Here is a 16,263-nt window from a genome sequence, read left to right as displayed (position 1 = left end):
ATGAAAAAAATATATATATTACTAGGATCGCTGTTTTTTATAACAGCATGTTCTACAGATTTGGATCAGACCCCACCTAATCAGGCAGAATCAGATACTTTAACAAGCTATGGTGAAGTTTTAAACGCAGCATACTATTATCAACTTGGTACTGTTACTCCATTGGCTATTATGGGTGAGTTTAGATCAGACAATGCGTTAATGGACGAATCTCCATATACGGAGTTTGATGAATATGATAGTGGTTTAACAGCTATGGAAGATCAATTCTTCGGGCCATTTTACACGGCTGCATATAAATCTATACTTAGTGCAAACAATATTGTCGAAAACTCTGAAGATGCTACAGAAGTTGCAGAGGCAAAATTTTTAAGAGCTTTATCTTATTTTAAATTAGTGCAAGTTTTTGGTGATGTTCCTGTTAATTTATCAGCTACTCCAAGTTTAACTGATACTTCAATTTTGGTTAGGCAACCTGCTGCAGATATTTATAATGATGTTATTATACCTGATTTTACAGATGCAATCACTGGTTTAAATAATAGTTTAATTTTTGAAGGAAGAGCAACAAAACTTGCAGCACAAGCTTTATTAGGAAAAGTTTATGTTGTCATGGGAGATTTTCCTAATGCTGAAACATATTTGTCTGCTGTTATTAGTGAAGCTCCTGGTGCAGGTATTAGTTTAAAAACTAATTATAATGAAATATTTGGTTTTGTAAATGAAATTGCGAATTCTGAAATTATTTTTTCAAATAATATATCTGGATCTATAACAGATGAATATGACGAATCTTCTGATTTTTGGAATTGGTATGTTGGTGATGACTCAAAAGCAGATTTACCAGTAGACCAAGATTTAGTTGCTGCTTTTGATGCTAGTGATGCTTCAGGTGGAGGTACTGACTTAAGAAGAGCGGTAACACTTTCTGCTGATGGTTTCACAGCTGTAAAATTTCCTAAAGAAGGAGAAAATGGTACTGAGCACAATTGGATAGAAATTAGATTAGCAGATGTTATTTTGTTATATGCAGAAACATTAAATGAAAATGGTTCTTCTGCAGGAACGGTACTTCCGTTGTTAGATGATATTAGAACAAGAGCAGGTCTTAATAGTTTAACAGGGACTGTAAGCTCGCAGGCTGATGTAAGACAAGTGATTGCTGATGAAAGAAGATTGGAAATGGCCTTTGAAGGACAAAGATGGTTTGATTTAGTTAGAACAGGTACTGCAAGTGCAGAAATGGGAGTATCGATAAACAGCGATTATTATCTGTTCCCTATTCCTGTATCAGAAGTTCTTGCAACTAATGGAGTTATTACTCAAAATTCAGGATATTAATATTTATTAGATTTCTTTCTTTGTAAGTCATCTTATGCAGCCTAATGCTTGCATGATGATTTTACAAAGAAAGAAACTATTAAAGTAGAAATTAACTTTTTTTTAAAAAGTCTAAAAGCCTTTTTCTAAAAGAGAATTTTTGCAATTATAACTTAGGGATTATAAACATATTTGAGTTAGTCGCTTATTGAATTCTACTGTTGTTTAGTCGTTATAAGTAGGATTCTTTAAGCACTATTAAAAATTTATTAATTTTAAAATATTTGTATATTATTTATATAACTTCCGCTCGTATAACTGGGTAACCAATTTTTAAAGTTTAAGATATGAAATTAAAAATATTAGCTAAAATAGATAGTCTTGATACACAGAAGGCAATCATTTCTAAAATAGGTGATCTTATTAATTTAAAGAATCTTGAGCCAGGAGATAAATTACCTTCAGAACGTACATTATCCGAAAAATTTGGAGTCACAAGAAGTAATGTAAGAGAAGCGATCCAGAAACTAGAGTTATATGGATTGTTAGAATCTATTCCACAAAGCGGAACCTTCGTAGCTAACATTGGTGTTATTGCTATGAACGGAATGATTGAAGATATTTTAAAGCTAGAAGATCCAGACTTTAAAGCTTTAGTAGAAACAAGAATTTTACTAGAATTAAAAACAGTTAGATTAGCAGCTTTAAGAAGGTCGGAAGATGATTTAGAGAAAATAAAAGCAGCTTTAGACGCTTATGCTAAGAAGGTACAAAGTGGTGAAGATGCAGTACAAGAAGATTTATTATTTCATTTAGCAATAGCCAAAGCTAGTGGAAATAGTTCATTGAATAATTTTATGTTAATTATAACACCAGAAATCATTACTAATTTTGAAAGGTATCATGTATGTGATAAAAACCTTAGTAATCAAGGTATAGAAGAACATAATGCTATTTATAATGCCATAAAGATGCAAAATCCAAAACTGGCAAAACAAAAAATGAAAGATCACTTTAATGCTTTATATCAATACTGTTATAATATTAAGAAGTCATCCTAATTATACTAAGAAAATATGAAAATTAAAGGTTTACGTTGGTGGATAATAACATTAATATGTTTAGCGACAGTTATTAACTATATTGATAGAACGGCATTTGGCGTTATGTGGCCAGAAATGGGGAAAGACTTAGGGATGGATGAGTCTGATTATGCAGTAATGCTTAATGTCTTCATGATTACCTATGCATTAGGTAAGTTTTTGTCAGGAAAATTATATGATATCATTGGAACTCGAATGGGTTTCACGGTATCTATTGTAGTTTGGTCCGTTGCATCAATACTTCACGCAGTCTCACGAGGATTATTTTCGCTAACGCTTTTTAGAGGTCTTCTAGGATTTGGAGAAGCGGGAAATTGGCCTGGAGCTGTAAAAAGTAATGGAGAATGGTTCCCTGTTAAACAGCGTGCTATTGCACAAGGTATTTTTAATGCAGGTGCTTCTTTAGGAAGTGTTATTGCACCAATTTTAATTGCTTATCTATATGGTCATTTTGGTTGGAGAACAACATTTATTATAATAGGTGCAATTGGTTTATTATGGGTAATTCCTTGGTTGTTTATTAATAAAACAACGCCTGAGTCTCACCCTTGGATTACAGACGAAGAAAGAAATCTTATTTTAAACAGTAGAATCGAAGCGGTTAAATCTACTGAAGTTAAAAAAGAAAAAGGTCTTAGTGTATTGCAAATTTTGAGCTTTAAAGAATCTTGGGGAGTTTTAGCCTCTCGATTTTTTATTGAGCCAATATGGTGGTTGTTTGTAGGTTGGATGCCTTTATATTTAAATTCTGAATTTGGATTTAGTATAGAGGAAATTGGAGCTACAATTTGGATATCTTATTTAGGAGGTATGGCCGGAAGTATAGTAGGTGGATGGTATAGTGGTAAATTAATGGAAACTAAATCTGTTGATGCATCTAGAAAAATAACTATAACAATTGGAGGATCATTAATCTTCTTAGGTTTATTAGGTATTATTTTCTTAGTTAATGAAAACAACCCAATGACGTTTATATATATCGTTGCTGTCGTTCTTTTCGGTTTTCAGTTTGCTATTGGAAATATTCAAACGATATCAAGTGATTTATTAAAAGGGCCTTCTGTTGGAACATTAGCAGGATTAGCCGGAACTGTTGCTGCTGTATCTGTAATAATTATGAATACTCTAATCCCTAAAATAGCTGCAGTCTCATATACACCAGCATTTATTGTAATTGCAGTATTGGCTCCATTAGCTGTGTTATCGATTTTCACCTTGATTAAAAAGATAGAACCAGTAGAAAACAAATAAAAAAAGTATAATAGAATAAATTAAAAATATTATGAGTAATACAGGAAAAGTAGCTGTTGTAACAGGAGCTACAGGAGGAATAGGTTTTGAAGTAGCAAAAAGATTAGGTAAAGATGGTTATACAGTAGTATTAAACGGAATAGATGATGCTGCAGGTGCTGAAAAATTAAAAGAACTTACAGATCAAGGAATCACTGCTGAATATTTAGGTTTTGATGTAACTAAAGAAGAAGAAGTAACTTCAAACATCACTAAAATTGGTGAGAAATATGGTAGAATTGATGTACTTGTAAACAATGCAGGTGGATTAGGTGGTCGTTCTCGTTTTGAAGAAATGACTACTGATTTTTACAGATTTGTAATGGCATTAAACTTGGATTCTGTATTTTTTGCTTCTAGAGCTGCAATACAGTTCTTGAAAAAAGGAGAGCATCCTTCAATTATTAACTATACATCTAACGCAGGATGGACAGCTGGTGGACCTGGAGCAGGAATATACGGTACGTCTAAAGCAGGTGTTCATGCAATTACTAGAGCGTTAGCAAAAGATTTAGCAGAATACGGAATTAGAGTAAACGCAGTATCTCCTGGTACTATTGACACTCCTTTTCATGCACAAATTAAAGCAACTAAACCAGAAGTTTTTGCTTCTTGGGCAAACAATATTATGTTAGGTAGATTAGGTCAGCCAGAAGATGTTGCTGGTGTAATTTCATTCTTAGCAAGTAAAGATGCTGCTTTTATTACAGCAGAAACTATACAAATTGGTGGTGGACAAGCATTAGGTATTTAATAGCAATTTCAGGTTAGCTTTGAGCTAAATTTTGAATTTGGTTTTATATTTAAAAAAAAGTGATTAAACATATGTTTAATCACTTTTTTTATGGCTTGTTATCTTCTGTAAATTATCGAGTTTAAAAAGCGTTTTATTCTATACAATGTTACTATGTCATTTATCTTGAATAAAGTCGTTATGCTTATTTTGAAGAATCCCGAACAATCAATTCAGCATCAAGGATTATTTTATTCAAACTTTGTTTTATGTCGTCTTTAGAGGCATGATTTAAAAATGTTTCAGCAGTAATACGGCCTATATCCTTACTGTGTTGAGCTACAGTAGTTATGGATGGACTAACCAAAGAGGTAAAAGGTTCATTTCCAAAACCTACTAACCTGATGTCTTTTGGTACATTTACTTTATTTTCATTTAAAACTTGCAATGCACCAAGAGCAGCATAATCACTAGCTACATAAACGGCGTCTGGTCTATCTTTTAATTCTAGAAGTCTTTCCATTTCACGTCTTCCATCTTCAAGCGTTAATGAACTTTCAATAATAAGACTATCATCAATAGGGAGGTTGTTTTTCTTTAAAGCATCAACATAACCTCTAATTCTATTGTTAAAAATACGAGTACGTCTATAGCCACCAATATGAGCGATACGTTTACAGCCTTTTTCAACTAAATGCTCAACAATTATATGACTGCTCTCATAATCGTTAATACCAATATAGTCCACATTTAGATCATTTTCACCTCTATCAAACATGATTAAAGGAATACCGTTTGATTTTATTTTTTCATAATGAGATAAATCAACCGTTTCATTTGCCATAGATGCAATTATACCATCAACTTGAGTAAATAAAAGGGTGTCTATATTTTTACATTCTTTTTCAAACGACTCGTTAGATTGGGTGATAATAATATTGTAACCCGCTTTGTTGAGCACAGATTCCATATTTTCTAGTACGGAAGAGAAGAAATTACTATTAGTTCTTGGAACAATAACACCAACTAAATGACTTTTACCTTTACGTAAAGCACTGGCCAAATGATTAGGTTGGTAATTTAATTCTTTAGCAACACGTTTAACAGCTTCTTTAGTCTTAATACTAATACGAGAATCGTCGTGCATAGCCTTAGAAACAGCTGCAGGAGAAATATTTAGCTTGTTAGCAATGTCTTTTAGTGTTGTTCTTTTTTTATTCGCCAAGTTTTTCTATATTTGCTTAATCGATTAAGCAAATATAATATTTTTTAATGATAAAAATCAAAGCCAATTCGTTTTGATTTATTTTTAATCATGTTGGTTAATCGATTAAGCAAATAATCATTTTATAACTAAATAAACAACATTCAGAATGAAAAAAGTAGTCACTTTTGGAGAAATTATGCTAAGATTAGCACCTCAACAATTTTTAAGATTTTCACAAGCTAATAGTTTTGACGCTATTTATGGTGGTGGAGAATCTAACGTAGCAGTATCATTAGCAAACTATGGTGTGCCTGTAGATTTTGTAACACGTTTACCTAAAAATGATATTGGTGCTTGTGCTATGATGGAAATGCGCAAAAGAGGTGTTGGTGTAGATAAAATTATTTATGGTGGAGACCGTTTAGGGATTTATTTTTTAGAAACAGGTGCAGTAAGTAGAGGATCTAAAGTGGTATATGATAGAGCACATTCTGCTATTTCTGAAATAACACCAGGTATGGTAGATTGGAAAGCTGTATTTAAAGATGTCGCTTGGTTTCATTGGACAGGTATTACACCAGCAATTTCTCAAGGTGCAGCAGATGCATGTTTAGAAGCTGTACAAATCGCTAGTGAAATGGGTGTTACTATTTCTACAGATTTAAACTATAGAGCTAAACTTTGGACGTTCTGTGATGATGCACATAGAGAAAAAATAATGACTGAATTAACATCGTATTGTGATGTTGTTTTAGGAAATGAAGAAGATGCTGAAAAGCACTTTAATATTAAGCCAGAAGGATTAGATATTACAACACAAGGACATGATGTAAAAGCAGAAGCTTTCTTATCTGTTTGTAAGCAAATGATGGAAAAATTCCCAAGAGCTAAAAAGGTAATTACAACATTAAGAGGATCTATCTCTGCATCCCATAATACTTGGGCTGGAGTTTTATACGATGGTACTAAAATGTTCGAAACGCGTCAATACCAAATTACTGATATCGTTGATAGAGTAGGTGGAGGAGATTCATTTATGGGTGGATTAATCTACGGTTTATTAAAGTATCCTGAAGATGATCAAAATGCATTAGATTTTGCTGTTGCAGCGTCATGTTTAAAACATACAATCAAAGGAGATGCTAACTTAGCAACTGTTGAGGAAGTAGAAAAATTAATGGGTGGTGATGCATCTGGACGTGTTGCTAGATAAATCTAAAACCTTTTAAAGTTTTGAAAAAATCAATAGCAATAATTTGCGGTGGAGGTCCTGCTCCAGGAATTAATACAGTAATAAGCACTTTAGCCAAAACGTTTCTAAAAGACGGTTATGAGGTTATTGGTGTCCACCATGGATATCAAGGTTTGTGCTCTGATAATCCTGAAGTGAAGATGTTTGATTTTCATCATGCAGATCGTATTTTTAGTCGTGGTGGTTCTACGCTTATAATGAGTAGATTTAAACCCAAAGACAGCGATTTTAAAGCTGATTTTTTTGAAAAGAATAATGTAAAATTATTGGTTACTATTGGTGGTGATGATACAGCATCTACTGCCAATAGACTAACCAAATATCTTAATACACAGCGTTTAGAGGTTGCACATATCCATGTTCCTAAAACCATTGACAACGATTTGCCTTTACCAGACAGAAATCCAACATTTGGTTTTCATACTGCAAAAGACGAAGGCGTAAGAATTGGGAATACAGTTTATGAAGATGCACGGACTAGTGAAAACTGGTTTGTAATGTCTGCAATGGGACGTTCAGCAGGTCATTTAGCTTTTGGTATTGCTTCGGCATGTCATTTTCAAATGATGATTATTCCTGAAATGTTCGACAAAACCAACATTACTTTTGAGAAGTTAATCAACATGATTATCTCATCAATTGTAAAATGTAAAATCATGGGTGTAGAATATGGTGTTGCATTAGTTAGTGAAGGTGTATTTCATTTTATGGATGAAGACGAAATTATAAACTCAGGCATTAATTTTACGTATGATGATCATGGACATCCTGAATTAGGTAATGTAAGTAAATCACATATTTTTAATTATTTATTACAAGTTAAACTTAAAGAAATTGGCTTGGAAATAAAATCGAGACCTGTAGAATTAGGTTACGAATTAAGATGTTGTAATCCAATAGCCTTCGATTTAACACTTTGTACGTTATTAGGTATTGGTGTTAAAAAATTATTCGACCAAGGAATTACAGGTTGTATCGTTAGTGCAAATTCAAGTGGAGATATAAAACCATTATATCTTAAAGATTTTGAAGATGAAAATGGGAAAATTCCACCAAGGTTGGTAGATATCAATTCAGATATGGCACAACTGTTTATAGATAATTTATTCTTTTTAAAAGAAAAAGATTACGACAAAGCGAAAACATATTTACCGAATCCAGAGGCATATGATTTCAAGAAAATATTAAACTGGAATTAAATAAAAGATAATATTATGGCAAATTATACAAGAATAGAAGTTGCAAACGTAATGAAGGAAACAGGAATGGTGCCTTTGTTTTATAATGCAGATTTAGAAATAGGTAAACAAGTAATAAAAGCGACTTACGATGGTGGTGCGCGTTTATTAGAGTTTACAGCAAGAGGAGATTTTGCTCACGAAGTTTTTGGAGAGCTTAACAAATGGGTTCTTAAAGAGTTACCAGGAATGATTATGGGTGTTGGTTCTGTTACAGATGCAGCTTCAGCTTCACGTTTTATGGCTTTAGGTGCCAACTTTATAGTAACACCTGTTTTAAGAGAAGATATCGCTATTGTTTGTAATAGACGTAAAGTGGCATGGTCTCCTGGATGTGGTTCTTTAACTGAAATCTGTAGAGCAGAAGAATTAGGTTGTGAGGTTGTAAAACTTTTTCCAGGTGGTATTTATGGTCCTGATTTTGTTAAGGCTATTAAAGGTCCTCAACCATGGACAAGCGTTATGCCTACAGGTGGTGTTTCTCCAACTAGAGAGAATTTAGAAGGATGGTTTAAAGCTGGTGTAACTTGTGTAGGTATGGGCTCTAAACTTATAGCTAAAGGTGCAGATGGAAACTATGATTTAGCAAAAATTGAATCAGATACAAGAAATGCATTAAGTATAATTAGTGACTTAAAATCATAACTATTGAAATCGTCGGCTATAACCATAAAACAAATTTCATTTTTATCAGGATATTCTATATCTACGGTATCTAAGGCTTTAAATAATAAGCTTGAGATTAGTAAAGCCACACGAGAATCAATTAAAACTATAGCAAAACAGCATAATTACGTTCCAAATAATTATGCTGTTTCACTTAGAATTCAAAAAACGGGTTCTATCGCTGTAATATTACCAAAGGTTACTGAAACATGTTATGGTTATTCACTTTGCTATTTGCAAAAATCTGCAGAAAAGTTAGGCTATAGAATTCTGTTTTATCAGTCTTTTAACTCTTCAACTAAAGAGTTAGATTATATAAAAAGTCTAAGCGATGGTTCCATTGATGGAATTATAGTTGTCTCATCAGAACATAAGGAAAAATCAGAATACACAGGTAATTCATTTCCAATAGAATTACTTCAGATTAAAGGGAGTCAATCTGTAGATGAGATTAAACAACTCTCTTATGATAGTTTAATTAATTTGCTTAATGCCTAAAGGTTTAGTTTCTATATTCCTTTATATTAGATCTTTTTATCACTTAATAATTTCAAAATACTAATATTCTGAAGAAGGCCATACAATACATGATCATTAGCGCATTAGCATTTACGTTTTTAAATGTATTTGTAAAGTCGTTAAACAATTTTAGTGTTTATCAAATCGTGTTTTTTAGAGCGCTAGGTTCTTTGTTTTTTACCATTCCATTTTTATTAAAAAATAAGATTTCATTATTAGGAAATAAGAAAGGTTTAATGATAATGCGAAGTGTCGTTGGTCTTATTTCAATGGTATTATTCTTTATGTCTATAAAATATATAGCCATGGGAACCGCAGTTTCTTTACGATACATAGCACCCATTTTTGCTACTATTTTTGCGCTATTTATTCTAAAGGAAAAGATAAAACCTATACAATGGTTATTCTTTGGAATTGCATTCGCAGGTGTTTTAATCTTAAAAGGATTTGATGACACAGAAATACAAATCACAGGTGTTGTTTTGGCATTAACATCTGCTGTGTTTGCTGGTTTAGTTTATATCACAATACGAAAAATTGGAGATGCAGATCATCCTGTAGTTATCGTTAATTACTTTATGTTTATTTCTGCAGTTATTGGTGGACTTTTATCTATAAGTAATTGGGTAAATCCTGTTGGTAAAGAATGGCTAGTATTATTAAGTTTAGGTGTTTTTGGCTATTTTGCGCAATTGTACATGACCAAAGCCATGCAAGTAGGCGAGACCAATCAAATAGCACCACTTAAATATCTAGAGGTTATTTTCACCATGATCATCGGCTTATTCTGGTTTGGCGAAATTTATACCATTTGGACTGTTTTCGGAATTTTACTTATTGTCTTGGGCTTAACGTTGAACGTTGTGACAAAGAAAAAATAGAATACTAAAACAACTCAGAAGCAATCGCTTTTATATTGTCACTTTTTCCCATAGAATAGTAGTGCAAAACAGGAACACCTGCTTGTTGTAATTCCTTAGATTGTTGAATAGCCCATTCTACGCCAACTTGCCGCACTTGTTCATTGCTTTTACAACCATCTACAGCTTCTATTAAATCTTCAGGTAAATCAATTTTAAAAACTTGTGGTAATAACTGTAAATGGCGCTTTACGGCAATAGGTTTAATACCAGGAATTATAGGTACATTAATCCCTTCTGCTTTAGCAGCTGAAACAAATTCAAAATACTTTTTATTGTCAAAAAACATTTGCGTAACTACGTAATCAGCTCCTGCATCTACTTTTTCTTTTAGACGTTTTAAATCCGTCTTTAAAGATGGTGATTCAATATGTTTTTCAGGATAACCAGCAACTCCAATGCAAAAATCAGATTTGTCATCAGCCTCAAGAACATCATGTAAATACTGCCCTTTATTAAGATTTTGAATCTGACTCACCAAACCTTTTGCAAATTGGTGTCCTCCATCACAAGCCTCAAAATATTGTTGATGCTTCATAGCATCTCCTCGTAAGGCCATCACATTATTTATACCTAGATAATGACAATCTACAAGCAAATACTCTGTTTCTTCTTTTGTAAATCCACCACACAATACATGCGGAACCGTATCAACGTCATATTTGTGTTTAATAGCAGCACAAATACCAACAGTTCCTGGTCGCATACGTGTAATCTTACGATCTAGAAGCCCCTCTTTTTCAATATAGAGGTATTCTTCTCTAGAGGTTGTAACATCTATAAAAGGTGGGTTAAATTCCATTAAAGGCTCAATATTATTATAGAGTTGCTGAATGCTATTTCCTTTTTTAGGTGGAATAATTTCAAAGGAAAATAAGGTTTTTCCATTGGCGTTTTTTATGTGATCTGTTACTTTCATACGCACTTCCCACGAAAGTGGGAATCTTTTTAATTACTAATTATATTATAAAATAGATTCCTGCTTGTGCAGGAATTACTGTTAATCCGCAATATTAGGACTCAACCATTTCGTTGCTTCTTCATTTGAAATATTTCTACGTTTACTATAATCTTCAACCTGATCTTCTTTTATTTTTCCTAATCCAAAATAACGCGCTTCAGGGTTTGCGAAATAATAACCACTTACACTGGCGGCTGGCCACATCGCTAAACTATCTGTGAGTTCAACTCCAATATTTTCTTTAACCTTTAAAAGGTTCCAAATAGTTTTCTTTTCTAAATGATCAGGACAAGCAGGATAACCAGGTGCTGGTCTAATTCCTTTGTAGTTTTCTTTAATTAAATCATCGTTAGTTAGGTTGTTGTCATTGGTGTAATTCCAGTGGTTAATTCTAACTTCTTTGTGTAAGTATTCTGCAAAAGCTTCAGCTAATCGATCGGCTAATGCTTTAATCATAATCGAATTATAATCATCGTGCTCTGCTTCAAATTGAGCAGCTAATTCTGCGGTTCCAAAACCGGTTGACACACAAAAACAACCCATATAATCTTTTTTTCCTGTGGCTTTTGGCGCAATAAAATCGGATAAAGCAATGTTTGGCTTCCCTTCTGATTTTTTGGATTGTTGACGTAGCGTTAAAAATGTATCTACTATTTTACCAGAAGTATCCTTAATCTCAATATCATCATCGTTAATTGTATTGGCTTCAAACAAACCAAAAATGGCTTTTGCCTTTAAAAGCTTTTCATCAAAAATACGTTTCAATAATACTTTTGCATCGGCAAATAATTCTGTGGCTTGTTCTCCAACGACATTATCCGTTAAAATCGCTGGATATTTTCCATGTAAATCCCAACTTCTAAAAAATGGTGACCAATCAATGAAATCTTCAAGTTTTGTAATATCAAAATCTTCAATAATTTGAATCCCTAGTTGTTTTGGTTTTACGATTTCAGAGGTATTCCAATCAATTTTAAATTTGTTTTTTCTAGCGTCTTTTATCGTTAAGTATTCTTTTTTTCGAGTTCGTTTTAAGAATTGTTCTCGAAACAAATCGTACTCCTCACGAATCTGATTTTTATATATTTTGCTATCTTTTTTGAGTAAATCTCCAACGACAGTTACTGCTCTCGATGCATCATTGATATGAACAACAGTATTTGTGTAATGTGGTGCAATTTTAACAGCCGAATGTGCTCTAGAGGTTGTTGCTCCTCCAATAATAAGAGGGATTTTCACATTTTGCTTTTCGAGTTCTTTAGAAACATAAACCATTTCATCAAGGGATGGTGTAATTAAACCGCTCAACCCAATAATATCTACCTTTTCTCTTATGGCCGTTTCAATTATTTTTTCTGGAGGAACCATAACTCCTAGATCTACAATTTCGTAGTTATTACAGCCCAAAACAACGCTTACTATATTCTTTCCAATATCATGCACATCACCTTTAACGGTTGCCATTAATATTTTACCTGCAAATTCTTGTTTTCCATCTTTTTCGGCTTCAATAAAGGGTTGAAGGTAAGCCACCGCTTTTTTCATTACTCGTGCCGATTTTACCACTTGAGGTAAAAACATTTTACCGCTTCCAAATAAATCACCAACCACGTTCATGCCAATCATTAAATGACCTTCTATAACATGAATTGGTTTTTCTGAAGCTACACGTGCTTCTTCCACATCTTCAAGAATAAATGCATCAATACCTTTAACTAAGGCATGTGTAATTCGTTCCTGTAAAGGATTACTTCTCCATTCTAATACCTTTTCTTCATGTTCTTTTTTCTGTCCTTTTAAGGATTCAGCAAAATCTAATAAGCGTTCTGTTGCATCATCACGTTTGTCAAACAAAACATCTTCTACGCGCTCTAATAAATCTTTGTCAATTTCATCATAAATTTCTAACATTGTTGGGTTGACGATTCCCATATTCATTCCGTTTTTAATCGCATGATATAAAAAGGCAGAATGCATTGCTTCTCGCACAATATTATTTCCTCTAAAAGAAAAAGAGACATTACTTACCCCTCCAGAAACGTTAGCATATGGTAAATTTTCACGAATCCATTTGGTCGCTTCAAAAAAGTCGAGTGCATTTCTGCGATGCTCGTCCATACCTGTAGCCACCGGGAAAATATTGGGATCAAAGATGATATCTTGAGCCGGAAATTTAAGTTCGTTTACCAAAATATGATACGAACGTTTACAAATTTCGATCCGTCTATTGTAATTATCGGCTTGACCATCTTCGTCAAAAGCCATCACGACTACAGCAGCTCCATATCGTTTAATGAGTTTTGCATGGTGTTTAAATTGGGCTTCACCTTCCTTTAAACTGATAGAATTTACTACACATTTTCCTTGAGCTACTTGTAAGCCAGCTTCTATGATTTCCCATTTAGAACTGTCTATCATTAAAGGGATTCGAGAAATATCGGGTTCTGAAGCAATCAAATTTAAAAAGGTCGTCATGGCATAAACACCATCCAACATCCCTTCATCCATGTTAACGTCTAGAATTTGCGCACCACCATCAACCTGATCCCTTGCTACTTCTAATGCTTCATCATATTTTTCTTCTTTTATGAGTCGAAGAAATTTTCGAGAACCAGTAACATTGGTTCGTTCGCCAATATTTATAAAATTACTTTCAGGTGTAACTATTAAAGGTTCTAAACCAGAGAGCGTAAGATAATTTTTATTTTGAGTCATGTTAGTCTTTTCAAAGTGGATTCCTGCCTACGCAGGAATGACAATTTTTCTTGGTTCGTAGTTCTTGGCAGCTTCGGCAATTGCTTTAATATGAGCAGGACTTGTACCGCAGCAACCACCAATTATATTTATTAAACCATCTTTTAAATAGTCTTCAATATATTGTTGCATTTGCTTCGGTGTTTCTTCATATTCTCCAAAGGCATTTGGTAAACCTGCGTTAGGATGTGCTGAGGTGAAAAATTCCGTTTCGTTAGAAAGTCTTTGCAAATAAGGTTTTAATTGTTGCGCACCAAGGGCACAATTAAAACCAACACTCAATAATGGAATATGTGATATTGAAGCTAAAAATGCTTCAACCGTTTGTCCGGATAATGTTCTACCTGAAGCATCAGTTATAGTACCAGAAACCATAATCGGAATATCAATATGGCGTTCTTCTTTTACTTCTTCAATGGCGAATAAAGCTGCTTTTGCATTCAACGTATCAAAAATAGTTTCGACTAAAAGCAAATCAACGCCTCCATCAATTAAGGCTTCTACTTGTTGTTTGTAGGCGATGCGTAATTCATTAAATGTAATCGCTCTGTATTCTGGTCGATTCACATCTGGTGATAAACTTGCGGTTTTGTTAGTTGGACCAATACTACCTGCAACAAAACGAGGTTTATCAGGATTTTCTTTTGAGAATTTGTCAGCAACTTGTTTTGCGATTTTAGCCGATTCATAATTCAGTTCATAAACCAAATCTTCCATGTCATAATCTGCCATAGCGATTGTAGTTCCAGAAAACGTATTAGTTTCTACGATGTCTGCGCCAGCTTCAAAATATTTTGCATGAATTTCTGCAATAGCTTCAGGTTGTGTAAGTGATAGTAAATCGTTATTTCCTTGTAAAGGTGATGGGTAATCTTTAAAACGTTCGCCTCTAAAATCTTCTTCTTGAAAATTGTATTGTTGAAGCATAGTTCCCATAGCTCCATCTAAAACCAAGATTCGCTTTTGTAATTCGTCTTTTATTGTGCTCATAATATTTTTTTGTTCTCGATACAACTTTATTCCGATGGCATAAAATCACTCGAACTAACCTTAGTTTTCTAAAGCTTGTTTTAAATCGTTAATAATATCTTCTGGATGTTCTAAACCAACAGATACTCTGATTAATCCTGAAGTTATACCTGTTTCTAAACGGACATCTTCTGGTATTTTGGCGTGTGTTGTAGATGCAGGATGCGTTACAATTGTTCTGGTGTCTCCTAAATTTGCAGAAAGTGATAACAACTTAATAGCATTAAGGAACTTTCTGCCTGCTTCAATGCCTCCTTTTATTTCAAAAGCCACAACATTGCCTCCTAGTTTCATTTGTTTTTTTGCTAATTCGTATTGTGGATGCGATTTTAAAAATGGATATTTTACAAAATTTACATTAGCGTTAGACTCTAAAAAAGTCGCAACTTTTAATGCATTATCGCAATGTCTGTCTACTCTAACAGGTAAAGTTTCTAAACTTTTAGATAAAACCCAGGCATTAAATGGTGATAAAGCAGGACCTGTATTTCTTGAAAATAAATATATTTTTTGGATTAAATCGGCACTACCAACAGTAACACCTCCTAAAACTCTGCCTTGTCCATCCATTAATTTTGTAGCAGAATGAATTACTAAATTAGCGCCAAATTTTATAGGCTGCTGCAAGTATGGTGTTGCAAAACAATTGTCTATTATAAATATAAGATTGTGCTTTTTTGCAATGTCGCCTAAACGTTGTAAATCTAAAATGTCTACAGCAGGATTTGTAGGGCTCTCAGCATAAATAACCTTGGTGTTGGGTTGAATTAGACTTTCAATAGTATCTAATTCATCAATTTTAAAATAGCTTGTTGAAATATTCCACTTAGGTAATATGTTATTAAATAAGGTTTGAGTTGAACCAAAAATACTGCGGCATGAAACCACATGATCATCTGAATTTAATAAAGCGGCAAATGTTGAAAATACGGCAGACATGCCAGATGCAAAGGCGTAACCGCGTTCTGCACCTTCCATTAGACACACCTTTTCTACAAACTCTGATGTGTTTGGATTAGAATACCGACTGTATATATTTCTTTCTTTTTCATCTGCAAAAGACGCACGCATATCTTCAGCATCTTCAAAAACATAACTCGATGTTAGATACATAGGACTAGAATGCTCTAAATATTGCGAACGTTCTATTTGTGTGCGTATGGCTTGTGTTTCAATATGCTTAGAGCTCATTTTCTATCTTTTTAAATTACTCAAAAAACTTAAAACGTCAGAGACGTATGTACAGAAAATGTTATATAGAAATTTAATTA

14 protein-coding genes are annotated in these 16,263 nt (G+C 33.4%); 9 read left to right on the top strand and 5 right to left on the bottom strand.

The genetic code is table 11. From position 1 onward, the window contains the following. The 4 genes from HM981_RS13365 (at window position 1) to HM981_RS13350 (ending at window position 4,467) form a co-directional block, all read left to right on the top strand. Window positions 1-1,341, top strand: coding sequence for a RagB/SusD family nutrient uptake outer membrane protein (locus HM981_RS13365; RefSeq protein WP_179339310.1), 1,341 nt, complete (start codon window positions 1-3; stop codon window positions 1,339-1,341). Between the two features lie 326 nt (window positions 1,342-1,667). After that, complete coding sequence (locus tag HM981_RS13360; RefSeq protein WP_179339309.1) at window positions 1,668-2,381, top strand: FadR/GntR family transcriptional regulator; 714 nt, start codon at window positions 1,668-1,670, stop codon at window positions 2,379-2,381. Window positions 2,382-2,396: 15 nt separating this feature from the next. Beyond that, window positions 2,397-3,674 carry an MFS transporter gene (locus HM981_RS13355; protein ID WP_179339308.1) on the top strand — a complete coding sequence of 426 codons (1,278 nt, stop codon included), beginning with the start codon at window positions 2,397-2,399 and terminating at the stop codon, window positions 3,672-3,674. 31 nt (window positions 3,675-3,705) lie between these two features. Then, entirely contained in the window at window positions 3,706-4,467 is a 762-nt protein-coding gene (locus HM981_RS13350; protein ID WP_179339307.1) for an SDR family NAD(P)-dependent oxidoreductase, read from the top strand. 184 nt (window positions 4,468-4,651) lie between these two features. Here the strand turns inward: HM981_RS13350 and HM981_RS13345 are convergent, their stop codons facing one another. Further along, complete coding sequence (locus tag HM981_RS13345) at window positions 4,652-5,671, bottom strand: LacI family DNA-binding transcriptional regulator (protein WP_179339306.1); 1,020 nt, start codon at window positions 5,669-5,671, stop codon at window positions 4,652-4,654. 148 nt (window positions 5,672-5,819) lie between these two features. Between HM981_RS13345 and HM981_RS13340 the strand changes: the two genes are divergently transcribed. From HM981_RS13340 to HM981_RS13320, 5 genes are all read left to right on the top strand, one after another. After that, entirely contained in the window at window positions 5,820-6,866 is a 1,047-nt protein-coding gene (locus HM981_RS13340; RefSeq protein WP_179339305.1) for a sugar kinase, read from the top strand. A gap of 20 nt (window positions 6,867-6,886) precedes the next feature. Continuing rightward, window positions 6,887-8,104: a 6-phosphofructokinase gene (locus HM981_RS13335; protein ID WP_179339304.1), complete on the top strand. Its 1,218-nt coding sequence runs from the start codon at window positions 6,887-6,889 to the stop codon at window positions 8,102-8,104. Window positions 8,105-8,119: 15 nt separating this feature from the next. Further along, window positions 8,120-8,788: a bifunctional 4-hydroxy-2-oxoglutarate aldolase/2-dehydro-3-deoxy-phosphogluconate aldolase gene (locus HM981_RS13330; protein WP_179339303.1), complete on the top strand. Its 669-nt coding sequence runs from the start codon at window positions 8,120-8,122 to the stop codon at window positions 8,786-8,788. 3 nt (window positions 8,789-8,791) lie between these two features. Continuing rightward, a complete protein-coding gene (locus tag HM981_RS13325; RefSeq protein WP_179339302.1) occupies window positions 8,792-9,307 on the top strand; it encodes a LacI family DNA-binding transcriptional regulator in 516 nt (171 codons plus the stop codon). Window positions 9,308-9,372: 65 nt separating this feature from the next. Beyond that, on the top strand, window positions 9,373-10,209 hold the full coding sequence (locus tag HM981_RS13320; RefSeq protein ID WP_394351711.1) for a DMT family transporter: 837 nt from the start codon (window positions 9,373-9,375) through the stop codon (window positions 10,207-10,209). A 4-nt stretch (window positions 10,210-10,213) separates the two neighbouring features. Here the strand turns inward: HM981_RS13320 and metF are convergent, their stop codons facing one another. The 4 genes from metF to HM981_RS13300 form a co-directional block, all read right to left on the bottom strand. Continuing rightward, on the bottom strand, window positions 10,214-11,167 hold the full coding sequence (gene metF, locus HM981_RS13315; protein WP_179318923.1) for a methylenetetrahydrofolate reductase [NAD(P)H]: 954 nt from the start codon (window positions 11,165-11,167) through the stop codon (window positions 10,214-10,216). Between the two features lie 81 nt (window positions 11,168-11,248). Beyond that, window positions 11,249-13,924, bottom strand: coding sequence for a methionine synthase (metH, locus tag HM981_RS13310; protein ID WP_179339300.1), 2,676 nt, complete (start codon window positions 13,922-13,924; stop codon window positions 11,249-11,251). Window positions 13,925-13,951: 27 nt separating this feature from the next. Continuing rightward, the gene (locus tag HM981_RS13305) at window positions 13,952-14,953 is read right to left on the bottom strand and encodes a homocysteine S-methyltransferase family protein (RefSeq protein WP_179339299.1); all 1,002 of its coding nucleotides are present in this window, start codon (window positions 14,951-14,953) and stop codon (window positions 13,952-13,954) included. A gap of 60 nt (window positions 14,954-15,013) precedes the next feature. After that, window positions 15,014-16,183, bottom strand: coding sequence for a trans-sulfuration enzyme family protein (locus tag HM981_RS13300; protein ID WP_179339298.1), 1,170 nt, complete (start codon window positions 16,181-16,183; stop codon window positions 15,014-15,016). Window positions 16,184-16,263: the final 80 nt, after the last annotated feature.

The sequence above is a fragment of the Winogradskyella ludwigii genome (genome assembly GCF_013403985.1).
GTDB lineage: Bacteria > Bacteroidota > Bacteroidia > Flavobacteriales > Flavobacteriaceae > Winogradskyella > Winogradskyella ludwigii.
This window is presented reverse-complemented; position numbering and strand designations above follow the sequence as displayed.